Below are 15,365 nucleotides of genomic sequence, written 5' to 3'. Positions count from 1 at the left end.
ACTATTTCCACATGCCGCGCATGCGCGCGCCGATGTCGACGCGCACCTCAGGCCGGGCCGCCCTGCCCTGCGCCGCTTGCGCGCTCGGCCATGATACTTGCTGAAACGCAGCGAGGATCGAAGCCGGGATGAAGCGGGTGCGCGAGGCATAGAGATGGCGGTCACCGCGCGCCGCCTGGCCGTGCGGAAAGAAGCGCTGCGGCATGACGAGGTTGAGATTGTCCTTGGCCCGCGTCATCGCCACGTAGAGCAGCCTGCGCTCCTCGTCGATATCTTCCTTGGTGCCGACGCCGAGATCGGCCGGGATGCAGCCGTCGACCGTGTTGAGCACGAAGACATTCTTCCATTCCTGGCCCTTGGCCGAATGGATGGTCGACAGGATCAGATAATCCTCGTCACGGTGCGGCGGGCCGGCCTGGTCGCTGGTCGCGTCCGGCGGGTCGAGCGTCAGTTCGGTCAGGAAGCGTTCACGCGACGCATAGCCCGACCCGATCTGCTCAAGCTGCAACAGGTCGGCCCTGCGCGTCGTCGCATCCTCGTGGATGCGTTCCAGATGCGGCTCGTACCACAGCCTGATCTGTTCGAGATCGGCCGGCCATTTGGAGCCCGCCCGCAGGCCGGAATAGAGCGAGACAAAGCCCGGCCAGTCATCGGCCGCGCGTTGCGGCGGGCGCCAGCCGGCCAGGCCCATCGCTTCATCGAGCGCCGTCGTCATGGTCTCGACGACCTGCGCGGCGGCCGAAGGGCCGATGCCCGGCATCAATTGCAGCACGCGGAAACCGGCGACACGGTCGCGCGGGTTTTCGGCAAAGCGCAGCACCGCCAGCACGTCCTTGACATGGGCGGCATCGAGGAATTTCAGGCCGCCGAACTTGACGAAGGGAATGTTGCGCCGCGTCAGCTCGATCTCCAGCGGTCCGCTGTGGTGAGAGGCGCGAAACAGCACCGCCTGGGATTTCAGCACTGTCCCGGCTTCGCGCTCGGCCAGGATCGTATCGCAGACGAAATTGGCCTGCTCGACCTCGTCGCGCACGGTCACCAGCCTCGGTCTGTCGGTCGACTTGCGCTCCGACCACAGGTTTTTGGTGAAGCGCTCCGAGGCCTCGCCGATCACGGCATTGGCGGCGGCGAGAATGGTTTCGGTCGAGCGGTAGTTGCGTTCCAGCATCACCACATCGGCGGCCTGCGCGAACTGGTTGGGGAAGTCGAGGATGTTGCGCACCTCGGCGGCGCGGAACGAATAGATCGACTGCGCATCGTCGCCGACGACAGTCAGCCCGGCGCCGTCGGGTTTCAGCGCCAGCAGGATCGAGGACTGCAGGCGGTTGGTGTCCTGGTATTCATCGACCAGCACATGGTCGAAACGTCCGCTCAGATGGGCCGCTATTTCAGGTTCGGCCGTCATCTGCGCCCAGTAGAGCAGCAAATCGTCGTAATCGAGCACGTTCTGCGCCTGCTTGGCCTCGACATAACCGGCGAACAATTGCTTCAGTTGCTCCGCCCAGCCGGCGCACCAGGGAAAGGCAGATCCCAATACCTCGTTAAGCGGCGCCTGCGCGTTGACGGCGCGCGAATAGATGGCAAGGCAGGTGCCCTTGGTGGGGAAACGCGCTTCCGTTTTCGAGAAGCCGAGCTCGTGCCGTACCAGGTTCATCAGGTCGGCGGAATCCTCGCGATCATGGATGGTGAAGGCCGGGTCGAGGCCAATCTCCAGCGCATAGTCGCGCAGCAGCCGCGCGCCAATGCCGTGAAAGGTGCCGGCCCAGGTCAGCGCATCGGTGATGACAGCGGCATCACGGCCGAGCACTTCGCCGGCGATGCGCTCGACACGCCTGGCCATTTCGGACGCAGCGCGGCGCGAGAAGGTCATCAGCAGGATGCGGCGCGGGTCGGCACCCTTGACGATCAGGTGGGCGACCCGGTGCGCCAGCGTGTTGGTCTTGCCCGAACCGGCGCCGGCAATGACCAGCAACGGACCGGCGATCTTGCCGTCGCCATGCTCGACGGCCTGGCGCTGGGCGTCGTTCAGCCGCGCGAGATAGGCAGGCTGGATGGTCGGTTCCCGAAAGGTCGAATCAGCGGCGGCGAGGTTCATCGCCCATCAAGCATCGTTTCTGCTTTGTTCGCAACGTCGATGCGAAGCAGATCGGCCCCACAAACCGAGGAAAACGGATCGCGCCTAGCGTTGCGGATCGACACCCATAGCGGCTGATTGCCGACGCAAGGTCTCGCGATCATATTTCGACGGCGGCAACAGCAGCGGGTCGACTGTATCGGGCACGTCTTCGACCATCTTCCTGGCGATACGATAGGCGACATAGGCCAAAGCGCCGGCGATAAGCAGACGGAACATGGCTGCAACTCCATTGGAGCAGGACCAACCGAGGAGACGGCATTTGGTTCCCTTTGCCTATGTTCAGGCGCGCGGTAAGAAAATCGAGGGGCGGCGACGCTTCCACCAACGCGCACGTTCGGTAATGCATTCCTTGAGACGCGTCAGCAAAGAGGGCGTTTGGGAGAAGAAGGCCGGCGCCGCTTGGGAGGAAGAATGAAGCGCCGGCCAAGCGGATAATTAGGTCCGCCGCACCGTAGAGGTTAGCTGAGTCTTTCCCTTGCGTCATCGGTCGATTGTTTGCGTTAAAAGCGTACCGACCCGCACAAGCGGCCTATCGCCGGCCAAGCGTGTCTTGACCATCATCCCTGCAATTCCTTGAGGAGTTTAAAACCGCGAGCTGGCTGGCAATACCCATGGTGTTTGGGCCAGCGGCGAGCGCGGCAACCCGCGATCATCTCCCGGCTTCGCCACCGAGTCGTTGCCTGACTAGGGCGACGTGGAAATTCGTGCCGAACAACAGCCCGTCATCGTTGAAGTCGTAGCTGGAATTGTGCAGCGGCGCGGAAGCCTCGCCATTGCCGAGGAAAACGAAGCAGCCCGGCACATGATCGAGAAAGCGGGCGAAATCCTCGGAGGCGGTCATCGGCTCGCGGGCGACAGCGATATTGCCGGGCTCGAAGACGTCTCTTGCGGCCGCGAACGCGGCATCGACCAGTTCAGCATCATTGCGCAGCGGCACGAACTCGCGGCTGTACTCGACCTCGGCGGTGACGTTGTAGGCGGCGGCGGTGCCCTCGGCGACGATGCGCATCTGCCGCTCGATCTCGGCGCTGACCTCGGGGCGGAAGCTGCGCGCATCACCGAGAATGCGGGCGAGACCGGGTAGAGCGTTGCGGGTGCCGTCGGTGATCAGCTCGGTCACCGAAACCACCGCTATGTCGGCCGGGCTCAGCCGGCGTGAGACGATGGTCTGCAGGTTGGTCACCAGCGCGCAGGCGGCGACCAGCGTCTCGTTCCCCGCATGCGGTCGCGCGGCATGACCACCGAGCCCTTTCAGCACGATCTCGAAGATATCCTCGGCCGACATGATCGGGCCGGCTCGGGTCTCGAAATGCCCGATGGGCAGGCCGGGCATGTTGTGCAGGCCAAAGATCTCGTCGAAGGGAAAGCGCTGCATCAGGCCATCGTCGAGCATGGCGAGTGCGCCCCTGCCCCATTCCTCGGCCGGTTGGAAGATAAAGCGTACGGTGCCGTCGAAACCGCCCTCGCTGGCCAGCAGCTTTGCCGCGCCGAGCAGCATGGTGGTGTGGCCATCATGGCCGCAGGCATGCATGAAGCCGGGATTGCCGGAACGGTAGGGCGCGGCCGACTGCTCGGTGATGCGCAGCGCATCCATGTCGGCTCTAAGCGCAATCGCCCGGTTGCCGCTGCCGCGCTTCAGCGTGCCGACGACGCCGGTGCCGCCGACGCCTTCGGTGACATCGTCGAGGCCGAACTCACGCAGTTTGGCGGCGACGAAGGCGGCGGTACGCTTCTCCTCGAAGCCAAATTCCGGGTGCGCGTGCAGGTCACGCCGCCAGGAAATCATCTCCTGCTTCAGCGCGTCACGATCGAGTTCAGACATTCTTCTGCCCCTCCTGACCTACTTTGCCAGTTGCGCGACCACATCAAGCAGGATGTTGGCGCCGGCAACAAGCTCTGCATCTCCGGTGTGCTCGTGCGGACTATGGCTGATGCCACCGGCGCTCGGCACGAAGATCATCGCTGCCGGAGCGATGCGCGCCAGCATCTGTGAGTCGTGACCGGCGCCGGACGTCATCCGCTTGACGCCAAGGCCGCGGTCTTTCGCGGCGGTCTCGATCCGCTCGACGATGCTGATATCAAAGATCACTGGCTCGAAGCGGGCCAGTTGCTCCACCGAGACCGTCATCTTCTCGGTGAGAGCAAGCTGCTCGAGATAGGCCGCAAGTGCCGCCTCCTCCGCCTGCAGGCGCTGTTCGTCGGGGTCGCGCAGATCGATGGTGAAGACGGCGCGCGAGGGAATGACGTTGATGGCATTTGGCTCGAAGCGAATCGTACCGACGGTAGCCACCGTCGGCGCATTCGAGGCTTGGACCCGATCGAGCAGGAAGGCGATGACACGGGCGGCGGCGTGGCCGGCATCGCTGCGCATCGACATCGGCGTGGTGCCGGCATGATTGGCGACACCGTCGATGGTGACGCGTTGCCAGGAGATGCCTTGCAGATTCTCCACCGCACCGATCGGCACGCCTTCGCGCTCCAGCACCGGCCCCTGTTCGATATGCAGTTCGAGATAGGCATACGGTTTGAGGAAGCCGGGTTCCCGGTCGCCGGCGTAGCCGATGCGGGCGAGTTCTTGCCCAAGCACGCTGCCGTCGGTACCGACGGCCGCCAGCACCGTTTCGGCATCGATGCCGCCGGCATGGACCAGCGAACCCATCATGTCGGGGGTGTAGCGCACGCCCTCCTCATTGGTGAAAGCGGCAACCGCGACCGGGCGCGACGGCGAAAAGACTGATGCCTTGAGCGTCTCGATCACCTCCAGCCCGGCAAGCACGCCGTAGCAGCCGTCATAAATGCCGGCATCGATGACGGTGTCGATATGCGAGCCGATGAGCAGCGGCGCCTGCCCGGTGTTTTCCGGGCTTTGCCAGATACCGAAAATGTTGCCGACCCGGTCGATGGCGACATCGAGCCCGGCCTGCCGCAGCCAGCCGACGAACAGGTCGCGGCCCTGCTTGTCGGTGTCGGAGGCGGCCAGCCGGATCAGCCTGCCCTCACTGTCGCGGCCGACGGCACCGAGTTCACGGATATGGCCAAGCAGGCGCTGTGCATCGATTGCGATCATGACGTTGCCTCGGCTGTCATCTTACCGGCCAGCACATCGACCGGGCTCATGCCGACCAGTTCGGCATAGCGGTGGGGATCGGTGGCGCCTTCGGTGTTGATCACCAGCACCCGCGATTTGCCGCCGAGTTGAAGCTCGGCCCGGTTCTCGGCCACCGCCCGGATCAGGCCGGCAAGGCCAACGCCGCCGCTTTCGCCGGCAACAATCACCGGATCGCCAGCACCCGGCCGCGCCAGCCGCCGCATCACTGCGATGGCGTCGTCTTCACCGACCGTCATGAAGGCATCGGCGGCACGCGCCAGCACCCGCCAGGCGACCGGCGAGGCCTCGTAGCATTCAAGCATGGCCATCACCGTCGGCCGGCCGTGCGCGACCTTGACCGGGCGCCCGACCTGGGCGGCTGCAAAAACACAGGCGGCACGCGCCGGCTCGACCACAATGAGGGTCGGCCTGGCATCACCGAGCACGATGGCGAGATGGCCGGCCACCGCGGCGGCAATGCCACCGACGCCGGCTTGCACGAAGACATGGGTCGGCGTCCGAGGGAGCTGGCGCAGCGCCTCGCGCACGATCGCCGTATAGCCCTGCATGACGAGGCCGGGAATGCGCTCGTAGCCCGGCCACGAAGTGTCGGAGACCACGGTCCAGCCCTTCTCGGCCGAAACCTGAGCAGCCTGCCTGACCGAGTCGTCATAATTGCCATCGACGCGGATCATCTCGGCGCCATAACGGGCGATTGCCGCGATGCGCTCCTCGCTGACGCCGGCGTGAACGAAGATAGCCGCCCGCGCACCGACGAGTTGGGCGCCTTGCGCGACCGAGCGGCCATGATTGCCGTCGGTCGCACAGGCAAATGTTATCGTCGCGGCGATGGTCCGCACATCCGGCCGATCGAGATCGGCCACATCGACGGGCCGGCCAAGCCTGGTGCTTGCCTTCTCCAGCACCAGGCGGAAGACGGCATAGGCGCCGCCCAGCGCCTTGAAGCTGCCGAGGCCGAGGCGAAAGCCCTCATCCTTGATATGGATGGCCCCCAGCCCGAGTTCGGCGGCGAGCGCCGGCAGCGCATGCAGCGGCGTCACCAGGTGATTGTCGCGATGGGCAAGAAAACGCTCGACTGTGTCGGCGCCAGCCACACCAAGGGTATCGGCATCGGCCGGATCGAGTGGCAGGTGATGCAAAGCATTGCCGTTGAGCAGAAACACTGGCGGCCTCCCTAGAGCCGGATGATTTCAGGCCGAATCGGCCTGAAATCTGAATCCGTCTCTAAATCAAAGAGATAGAGCATGATGTCGTCCGAAAACCGCTTGACACTTTTCGGCATCATGCTCTGACTTTCAGCGAGAATATATTGCAGTATCGGCGCAAAGAGCGCTGTAACAGGGCCTCCTAAATGCAAGTTTGTTTCGCGGGGATATCTCCATTGCCTGTATCGCCACCCTCGCTCGACAGTTTCGATCTCGCCATCCTTGCCGTCCTGCAACGCGACAACACGACGCCGCAGCGGCTGATCGGCGAAGCGGTCAACCTGTCGGCGCCGGCGGTGCAGCGCCGTATCAAGCGCATGGAGCAAACCGGCGTCATTGCCGGCAATGTCGCGATCATCGAGCCGGCGGCGGTCGGCCAGCCCATCACCATCTTCGTCGAGGTGGAACTCGAGAGCGAACGCGCCGAACTGATCAACGCGGCCAAGCAGCAATTCTCGGCGACCCCTGAAATCCAGCAATGCTACTACGTCACCGGCGAGGCCGATTTCATCCTGGTCATCACGGTGGCCGACATGGGCGCCTATGAGGCGCTGACGCGAAAACTGTTCTTCGACAGCAACAATGTCCGGAAGTTCCGCACTTTCGTTGCCATGGACCGGGTCAAGGTCGGGCTGACGGTGCCCTTGCCCGGCTGAAAATTGCTGGCGTGGCAGGCTCCGGCTGCCATGCTTTTGCCATTCTCCGGAAGCGAATTTGTTGGCGGAGGCGCGCTTGGACGACACCACCCCAGTTGCGATCATCGGTGCCGGGCCGGCGGGCCTGGCTATTGCCGCGTGCCTGCGACAGGCCGGGCAGGACTTCGTCCTCCTCGAAACAGAGCAGCAGTCCGCGCCCGCCTGGCGACGCCACTATGAGCGCGTCCACCTGCACACGACCAAACGCTATTCCTCGCTGCCCTTCGTGCCCTTTCCCAAGGACTATCCGCGCTATGTACCTCGCGATCTCTTCGCCGCATATCTCGATGCCTATGCGCAACGTTTCGATCTGCGGCCCCGATTTGGAGAAGCGGTGCGGGCGATAACCCGGCAAGGCAGAAGCTGGCTCGTGGACACGACAACAGGCCCCTTGCACGCCTCAAACGTCGTGATCGCGTCGGGCAACAACGCAGAGCCGCTGATGCCCAGATTTGCCGGCGCCGATGGCTTTAGGGGCAAAAGCCTGCATAGCGCCGACTATCTCAACGCCATGCCTTTTGCCGGCCAGTCGGTGCTGATCGTCGGCATGGGCAATACCGGCGCCGAGATTGCGCTCGACCTGGTGGAAGGCGGTGCGCGACCGACGATTTCGGTGCGCGGCGGCGTCCATATCGTGCCGCGCGAGCTGCTCGGCGTGCCCATCCAGATGATCGGCATGGCGGCGCGCCTGATGCCGCAACGCATCAACGATGCCTTGTTCCCCATCATCCTCGATCTGGCGTTGGGCAGGCTGGAGACATACGGGCTCAGGCGGCCACAGCAAGGAATGCTGCAGCAGATCGCGCTCTCGTCGCGCATTCCGACGATCGATGTCGGCACCATCCGCAAGATCCGCGAAGGCGCGATCAAGGTCGCACCCGACATTGTCGAGATCACTGAACAAGGCGCCCGTTTTGTCGACGGCAGGCATGGCGAGTTCGACGCGATCATCTTCGCCACCGGCTTCCGGCCGGGCTATGCCAAGCTGCTGGAGCCCGGCGTCCAGCCGGGCCGCAGCGGCGTCAATGCGAGCGCTTCGGACCTCGGTCTTTATCTCATCGGCTTTCACAATCCGGTCACCGGATTGCTGCGCGAAATCTCGATCGAGGCAGAGCAGATTGCCGACGACATCCGCCTCCGGCGAGACCGAAAGAAGGCGGCTGAAATCCTGCCGGTATGATTTGGCGCGAGACGAGCTGAGTTCTCAGTTTGCCGCGCGCAACCAGACCTTGTTATCGTGGAAGGCGGCACCGCCATAGGGCGCGGGCGCATCGGCGCCGGTCAGCACGTTGATGCCCTCGCCGCGCTCATGGGCGCTGTTTGGCCAGATGCCTTCGGCGATGACCACGCCGCGCTTGAGACCGTCGAAGAGTTTTGCGTGCAGCACGACCTCGCCACGCTGATTGCCGACCTCGACGCGGTCTCCGTCGGCCAGCCCATGCGCCGCGGCGTCGTCGGGGTGCAGGAGGAGTTCCGGGCGACCTTCCCTGGCCTTCGACACCGGTGTCTCCGAAAAGGTCGAGTTGAGGAAGTTGCGCGCCGGCGACGTCGTCAGCCGGAACGGATGTGCTTCGTCGGCGACCTCGATCAGGTCGACATGGTCAGGAAATTCCGGCAGCCTCTCGACGGGGCCGAACAGGCCCATGCTTTTCGGCGGCCGGTTGGGCGCCGCCTGCCCGGTCCAGTCGGCGCGGAAGCGGAATTTTCCGTCCGCATGGCCAAATCCCTTGATGAAATGCGCGGTGTCGAAATCCGGCTGCAGGTCGACCCACTTGTCTTCCTTCAAGCTGTCGAAGCTGCCCAGCCCGCGCTTGCCAAGGATGATGTCGATATGCTGCTGCTCGGTGAGACCAAAACCCGGACGGTCGGCGACGCCGAGGCGCTCAGCCAATTCCTCGATGACGAAATGGTTGGTTCGCGGCCCTTCCGGCGGCTCGATCAGCTTGGGGCCGAGCGTTATGTGCTGGTTGCCGCCGCCCTTGTAGACGTCGTCGTGCTCCAGAAACATCGTCGCCGGCAGCACGACATCGGCGAGCTTGGCCGTGTCGGTCATGAACTGCTCATGCACGCAGGTGAACAGATCGTCGCGCAGGAAGCCCTGGGTGACCAGCCGCTGTTCCGGCGCGACATTCACCGGGTTGGTGTTCTGGATCAGCATCGCCGTCACCGGCGGCCCGCCGTAAAGCGCATCGCTGGCTCCGGTCAGCACCGGGCCGATGCGCGAATGGTCGAGATAACGGATCGAGGGATCGCGCATCTTGGTGCCTTCCAGCACATCCTGGTTGAGCTTGAAGATGCCGGAATTGGAATGGAAGGCGCCGCCGCCCTCATATTGCCAGCTGCCGGTGACAGCCGCGATGCACGACGCGGCATGCATGTTGACGGCGCCATTGCGCTGGCGCGCAAAACCATAGCCGAGGCGGAAATAGGTTTTCTTGGTCGTGCCGACGAGGCGGGCGAAGGCCTCGATCTCGGCGACCGTCAAGCCGGTGATACCAGCCGCCCAATCCGGCGTGCGCGTCCGCAGGTGGGCCTCCAGCCCCTTCGGGTCGTCGGTGTACTTTTCAAGATAGGCGCGGTCAGCGAGGCCGTCGCGAAACAGCACATGCATGACAGCACACGCCAGCGCGCCATCGGTGCCTGGCTTCAACACCAGGCCGAGATCGGCCTGCTTCATCGTCGCGTTCTCGTAGACATCGATGACAACGATTTTCGCGCCGCGCTCCTTGCGCGCCTTGATGGCGTGGGTCATGACGTTGATTTGGGTGACCACGGCGTTGGTGCCCCAGATCACCACGCAGTCGGATTTCGCCATCTCGCGGGGATCGGGACCACGCAAAGCGCCCGCCCCCATCATCCAGCCGGTCCAGGCCAGGTTGGTGCAGATGGAACCGAAGAAGCCGGAATACTTTTTCGCGTGGCGCAGCCGGTCGATGCCGTCGCGCTGCACCAGTCCCATCGTGCCGGCATAATAGTAGGGCCAGACTGTCTCCGAGCCGTATTTTTCCTCGGCCGCGATGAATTTTTCGGCGACGAGGTCGAGTGCTGCCTCCCAGCTCGCTTCTTTCCAGGCGCCGTCGCCCTTGGCGCCGGCGCGGATCAGCGGCTTCAGCAAACGGTCGGGATGATGGACGCGGTCAGCGTAACGGGCAACCTTGGCGCAGACGACACCGGCCGTGTAGCTATTGGACTTGGCGCCATGGACGCGGCCGATGCGATTTCCGTCGAGCAGTTCGACCTCGAGCGCGCAGGTCGACGGGCAATCATGCGGACAGGCCGAATGGCCAATGCGGAGCTTGGCGTGCTGGTTCATGGCATTTGTCTAGCGGGTTTGGGGGGCGGCGTGTAGGGCCAGATGATTGGCTAATCTCCCCCCACGTGGGGGAGATGTCCGGCATGACAGAGGGGGGCGCGACGGATCGCCAACTTTTGGTACGATCCTGCTCTGATCAACACCGGCGCGGTGCTGGGGCAAAAGGCCGACAGGTTGGCGGGCCAGCGCCCCCCTCTGCCCTGCCGGGCATCTCCCCCCACAGGTGGGGAGATTACGCACTCACTCCGCCGTGCCTTCCTCGTATTCGGCAGACATGCTGAGCCACTTTTCCTCGTGGCCGGCCAGCGTCTGGGCCAGTTGCGAGCGCTCCTTGGCCAGCCGCGTCGCTGTCGAGGGATCCTTCTCGTAGACCGCCGGATTGGACAGTTCGTCCTCGATGCCGTCGATGCGCTTGCGGATGCGGTCCATCAGCGCTTCGGTGGCACGGATTTCCTTGGCCAGCGGTTCGAAGGCGGCGCGGCGCGCCGCCGCATCGCGGCGGCGATCGGCTTTTGACGCCTTGTCGGCCTCACGCTTGCCGCGGCGGTCGCCGGACACGCCGGTGACCAGCGTCTTATAGTCCTCGAGGTCGCCATCATACGGGCTGACGGCACCATCCTTGACCAGCCAAAGCCGGTCGGCGGTCGCTTCGAGCAGATGGCGGTCGTGCGAGATCAGGATGACGGCACCAGGAAATTCGTTCAGCGCATGAATCAGCGATTCGCGGCTGTCGATGTCGAGATGATTGGTCGGTTCGTCGAGGATGAACAGGTTGGGGCCTTCGAAGGCCGACAGGCCCATCAATAACCGAGCCTTCTCGCCGCCCGACAGATCCTTGGCGGCGGTGTTCATCTTCTCGGTCGTCAGGCCGAACTGGGCGACGCGGCCGCGCACCTTCGATTCCGGGGCCTCCGGCATCAGCCGGCGGACATGCTCATAGGCGTTCTCATCCGGCCTGAGATCGTCGAGCTGATGCTGGGCAAAGATCGCCACCTTCAGCCCAGGCGCCACCGTCATGGTGCCGCTCTCCTGCTTGAGCCGGCCGGACAGCAATTTGGCGAAGGTCGACTTGCCGTTGCCGTTGGCGCCGAGCAGTGCGATGCGGTCGTCGGCGTCGATGCGCAATGTCATCTTCTTGAGGATCGGCTGTCCCTCGGTGTAGCCGACATTGACGTTGTTCAGGGCCACGATCGGCGAGGCCACCGTCTTCACCGGTTCGGGGAACGAGAACGGCCGCACCGAATCGTTCACGATGGCCGCGATCGGCTTCATCTTTTCCAGAGCCTTGATGCGCGACTGTGCCTGTCTCGCCTTGGAGGCCTTGGCACGGAAGCGTTCGACGAAGGATTCCATGTGCTTGCGGGCGGCTTCCTGCTTGACCCGGCCCTTCTCCTGCAACTCCTTCTGCTCGGTATACTGGCGCTCGAACTGGTCGTAGCCGCCACGCCAGAAAGTCAGCTTCTTCTGGTCGAGATGGACGATCGAGTTGACGGCGCGATTGAGCAGGTCGCGATCATGCGAGATCAAAAGCACTGTGTGCGGGTATTTCGAGACATAGTTTTCCAGCCACAGCGTGCCTTCGAGATCGAGATAGTTGGTCGGTTCGTCGAGCAGCAGAAGGTCGGGCTCGGCAAACAGCACCGCGGCAAGTGCCACGCGCATGCGCCAGCCGCCGGAGAAGGACGAGGCCGGACGCCTTTGCGCTGCGTCATCGAAGCCAAGGCCGGCGAGAATGGTGGCGGCGCGGGATTCGGCTGAGTGGGCGTCGATATCGGCCAGCCGCATATGGATGTCGGCGATGCGGTGCGGATCGGTCGCCGTCTTTTCCTCTTCGAGCAGCGCCGAGCGTTCGAGATCGGCCTTGAGCACGATCTCGATCAGCGGATCCTCGGTGCCCGGCGCTTCCTGCGCCACCTGGCCGATGCGGGTGCTCTTCGGCAGGCTGATCGAGCCTGTCTCGGACGGGAAATCGCCGGTGATGGCCTTGAACAGCGTCGTCTTGCCGGTGCCGTTGCGGCCGACAAGGCCGGCCTTGGTGCCGGCCGGCAAGGTTAGCGAGGCATGGTCGAGAAGCAGGCGTCCGGCCATCCGGAGCGAAAGGTCATTGATGATCAGCATGGCCGCGCTTTTGCACCGGACATCAACGCTTCGCAAGACCTTGTGGGCCAGTTGGCCGCACAAGGCCTCGAAACGACGCCCGCGAGAACGCCGTCAAGCAAGTCGATCAGAGGCTCGCCTACCGATCAGGCAGCGCTTCAGGCAGTCGCCTTGCGCTTCGCTTTGGCAACGGCGGCCGGCACTGCTGCCGGCTTGCGGCCAAGTCCTGTCGACTTAGCCAGAGCCGACCGTGTCGCCGAGTAGTTTGGCGCAACCATCGGATAGTCCGGCGGCAGGCCCCATTTGGCCCGGTAGTCGTCCGGGCTCAGGCCGTAGTCGGTCCGCAGGTGCCGCTTGAGCGACTTGAATTTCTTTCCGTCCTCAAGGCAGATAATATAGTCGGGAAACACCGACTTCTTCGGATTGACTGCCGGAACAAGATTTGGGGTTTCCGCGACAACCGCACCAGCGAGCTTGCGGACCGAAGCGCTGACGCTGGCAATCAACTCGGGCAGACCGGAAGCCGGAAGCGGATTGTTGCCTACATAGGCCGAGACAATATCGGCCGTCAGCTCGATAACGGTCTTATCATCGATATTTGACAATTCTTTCACCATATTTGCGACAATATCCTCCACCCCAGCGAAGACTTATGTCGATGTATCTTTTTACCCGCGTCCCCCAACGGACCGCCAAGTCTCAACAAGGAATCAAGAATCGGCAGAAATAGCTTTCATGCGAAATCGACGCTGTGCAAATTAGAAAATCTAATACTTCGAACCAGCAGACTTCGCGTCAGGGCTATCGGTCAATATCTCCAGAATACGCTTCCAGCGGGCGCAACGCCCGAAATCCCTCTGTTCTATCGCTTTTTCGGCCTTCATCGCGGCGTAAAGCGGCGCCTCGGCGCCAAATTCCTTGGTCAGCCAATGCGCTTCCTGAATGGCCAGGCGTTCATTTTCGTCAAACATGGTTTTCGGCCTCCGAACGTTCCACACCGACCGCCACGCAACTGCCGATGACGAGGATGGCTCCGACGACGGCCGTCATCGTCAGCCGTTCACCGGACAGGGTCAGCAGCAGGGTCGAAGCGATCGGCGTGAGATAGGCCACGACCGCGACCTTGCCGCTGCCTTCGAGCTTCAAGGCGCGCGACCAGAAATAGTAACCCAACCCCATCGGACCGGCGCCGAGATAGAGGCCGAGAGCCAGGTCCGTGCCGACGCGCCATGTGAAACCATCGTGAACGCACCACAGAAATGTCAGGGCGACACCGATCAGCGCCGATGGCAGCAATAGGCGTTCAGGTGAGGTGACAACCCGTCCCACCATGATCGAATAGAGGGCCATGCACAGTGCGGATCCGAACGCGGTGAGATAGCCGACGAGATCGCCCTGGAGCCAGGATTGGTTACGCCCTCCCGAAATCACCAGCGCAACGCCAACGAAGCCCACCACCGCGGCAAGGCCCAGCAGTATCGGGCGCCGCGGATTTTCCAGGGCGATGACCGCCGCCGCGACCATCAACGGCCAGGTGTAGGCCACCAGATTGGCCTCGATCACCGGCATCGAAGCGAAGGCCATGTATTGCAGCACCATGGTGCCGACGAGGCCGATGAAGCCGACGCCGAGAGGCACGAGCGCGGCCCCGGCCGCGACCGGCGCGGCGCTTTCCCGGCTCATCAACCGGATGGCGGCGAAGACGAGTGCGGCGCCTGCAAATTGCAGGAACTGCACCTGTGACACCGGGTGGCTGGCCAGCAGGGATTTGCCGACCAGCGCATTGGTCGACCACAACGCCACCGCGCCGGCAGCGAAGACCAGCGCGGATATCGAGCCTGACCCATGCCGAAAGGTCCGGCATAGGGCTCTATCTCTGTGTCTGACCATGATCCTGTCCGAAAACCGGGTCCCACCTTTCGGGATCGTGGCTCGCTACCACGATTCCCTGGCTCCGCCCGGAACCGGCGCGTCGGCGGCGGCGGGCACGGGATGCTCTGCCTCGAACCGGCGATAGGCCGGCAGCTGGTTGGTCCAGACGTCTTCGGCCAGTTCGTTGACCCATTCACGGTCGTGGTCGTTGTCGGCGGCGAGATAGAACATGCGGTTGTCGTCGACATAGGGTTTGGCCACCGAGCGCTGGTTGAGCACCAGCGTGACGCGCTCACCGAACTGGATCGGGGCGGTGCGATGCAGGACGCCCAGGAACTGCCCGAGCGTCGCGTAGTTCATCTTGTGATCGATGCGCATGACACGGTTGCGTGGGATCTCACGGCCGGATTCGAGGATGGCGCGGCCGGTTTCGGAGTCGTCGCAGTAGATTTCGAGGTGGCCGCCGACCAGCGGATTGCTGATCGACAGTGGAATGAGTTCAGTGACAGGAACGCCATCGCAATGCCATTCCACGGCGCCGTCCTTGGGGTTCATGAAGGTGACCGTCGAGCCGACGATCGACAGCGGATAAGGCTCCAGCTTGGTACCCATCATGTCGGACAGCCGCTCCAGGCGCAGCTTGTCATGCAGCAATTCCTTGATCTCGGGGATGAAACGGTCTGCCCCGGTGATGAAGGTCAGATCGAGGTGCTTGTGCACGGCATGGCTGGCCTTGAGCTTCAGAGCAGCCTCCTCGATCGCGGCGAGCAGTGCCGGGTCATAGCCATGCAGATATTGCGCGACGCCAAAACTCGACACTTTCCAGGCGGTTTCATGGCCGATAATGGCCTCGCGACTCATCGCATAACGCAGTTCGGGAATGGTATGGGCGTTCATTGTACTTCTCCAGGATGGGGGCAACACTTGGTAAACAGTC

13 protein-coding genes are annotated in these 15,365 nt (G+C 63.4%); 2 read left to right on the top strand and 11 right to left on the bottom strand.

All coding sequences use genetic code 11. From position 1 onward, the window contains the following. Window position 1: 1 nt before the first annotated feature. The 5 genes from NKI38_RS08010 to NKI38_RS07990 all read right to left on the bottom strand — a co-directional run bounded on the left by NKI38_RS08010 (window position 2) and on the right by NKI38_RS07990 (window position 6,409). The gene (locus tag NKI38_RS08010; protein ID WP_352656237.1) at window positions 2-2,095 is read right to left on the bottom strand and encodes an ATP-dependent helicase; all 2,094 of its coding nucleotides are present in this window, start codon (window positions 2,093-2,095) and stop codon (window positions 2-4) included. An 84-nt stretch (window positions 2,096-2,179) separates the two neighbouring features. Beyond that, window positions 2,180-2,353, bottom strand: coding sequence for a hypothetical protein (locus tag NKI38_RS08005; protein ID WP_352656235.1), 174 nt, complete (start codon window positions 2,351-2,353; stop codon window positions 2,180-2,182). A 433-nt stretch (window positions 2,354-2,786) separates the two neighbouring features. Continuing rightward, window positions 2,787-3,959, bottom strand: coding sequence for a M20 aminoacylase family protein (locus NKI38_RS08000; protein WP_352656233.1), 1,173 nt, complete (start codon window positions 3,957-3,959; stop codon window positions 2,787-2,789). 18 nt (window positions 3,960-3,977) lie between these two features. After that, window positions 3,978-5,204: a Zn-dependent hydrolase gene (locus NKI38_RS07995; protein ID WP_352656231.1), complete on the bottom strand. Its 1,227-nt coding sequence runs from the start codon at window positions 5,202-5,204 to the stop codon at window positions 3,978-3,980. Continuing rightward, on the bottom strand, window positions 5,201-6,409 hold the full coding sequence (locus NKI38_RS07990) for a diaminopropionate ammonia-lyase (protein WP_352656229.1): 1,209 nt from the start codon (window positions 6,407-6,409) through the stop codon (window positions 5,201-5,203). Before NKI38_RS07990 ends, NKI38_RS07995 begins: the two co-directional genes overlap by 4 nt. A 218-nt stretch (window positions 6,410-6,627) precedes the next feature. On the opposite strand from NKI38_RS07990, the gene NKI38_RS07985 reads away from it, so the two are divergent. Beyond that, window positions 6,628-7,107, top strand: coding sequence for an Lrp/AsnC family transcriptional regulator (locus NKI38_RS07985; RefSeq protein ID WP_352656228.1), 480 nt, complete (start codon window positions 6,628-6,630; stop codon window positions 7,105-7,107). A gap of 76 nt (window positions 7,108-7,183) precedes the next feature. Further along, the gene (locus tag NKI38_RS07980; RefSeq protein WP_352656226.1) at window positions 7,184-8,326 is read left to right on the top strand and encodes a flavin-containing monooxygenase; all 1,143 of its coding nucleotides are present in this window, start codon (window positions 7,184-7,186) and stop codon (window positions 8,324-8,326) included. Between the two features lie 24 nt (window positions 8,327-8,350). Here the strand turns inward: NKI38_RS07980 and NKI38_RS07975 are convergent, their stop codons facing one another. From NKI38_RS07975 to NKI38_RS07950, 6 genes are all read right to left on the bottom strand, one after another. Next, the gene (locus NKI38_RS07975) at window positions 8,351-10,459 is read right to left on the bottom strand and encodes a molybdopterin-containing oxidoreductase family protein (protein ID WP_352656224.1); all 2,109 of its coding nucleotides are present in this window, start codon (window positions 10,457-10,459) and stop codon (window positions 8,351-8,353) included. Between the two features lie 240 nt (window positions 10,460-10,699). After that, window positions 10,700-12,577 (bottom strand): ABC-F family ATP-binding cassette domain-containing protein, encoded by a 1,878-nt coding sequence (locus tag NKI38_RS07970; RefSeq protein WP_352656223.1) that lies wholly within the window; start codon window positions 12,575-12,577, stop codon window positions 10,700-10,702. Window positions 12,578-12,714: 137 nt separating this feature from the next. Continuing rightward, complete coding sequence (locus NKI38_RS07965) at window positions 12,715-13,173, bottom strand: Ros/MucR family transcriptional regulator (protein WP_352656422.1); 459 nt, start codon at window positions 13,171-13,173, stop codon at window positions 12,715-12,717. A gap of 150 nt (window positions 13,174-13,323) precedes the next feature. Then, window positions 13,324-13,527, bottom strand: a complete 204-nt coding sequence (locus NKI38_RS07960) for a hypothetical protein (RefSeq protein WP_352656221.1) — start codon at window positions 13,525-13,527, stop codon at window positions 13,324-13,326. Next, window positions 13,520-14,446 (bottom strand): DMT family transporter, encoded by a 927-nt coding sequence (locus NKI38_RS07955; RefSeq protein ID WP_352656219.1) that lies wholly within the window; start codon window positions 14,444-14,446, stop codon window positions 13,520-13,522. Before NKI38_RS07955 ends, NKI38_RS07960 begins: the two co-directional genes overlap by 8 nt. Window positions 14,447-14,491: 45 nt before the next feature. Further along, on the bottom strand, window positions 14,492-15,325 hold the full coding sequence (locus tag NKI38_RS07950) for a hypothetical protein (protein ID WP_352656217.1): 834 nt from the start codon (window positions 15,323-15,325) through the stop codon (window positions 14,492-14,494). Window positions 15,326-15,365 lie beyond the last annotated feature (40 nt).

This window comes from Mesorhizobium sp. M0621, assembly GCF_040320745.1.
Lineage (GTDB): Bacteria > Pseudomonadota > Alphaproteobacteria > Rhizobiales > Rhizobiaceae > Mesorhizobium.
Note: the sequence above shows the minus strand (reverse complement) of the source record. Positions and strands in the feature narration are given on the sequence as shown.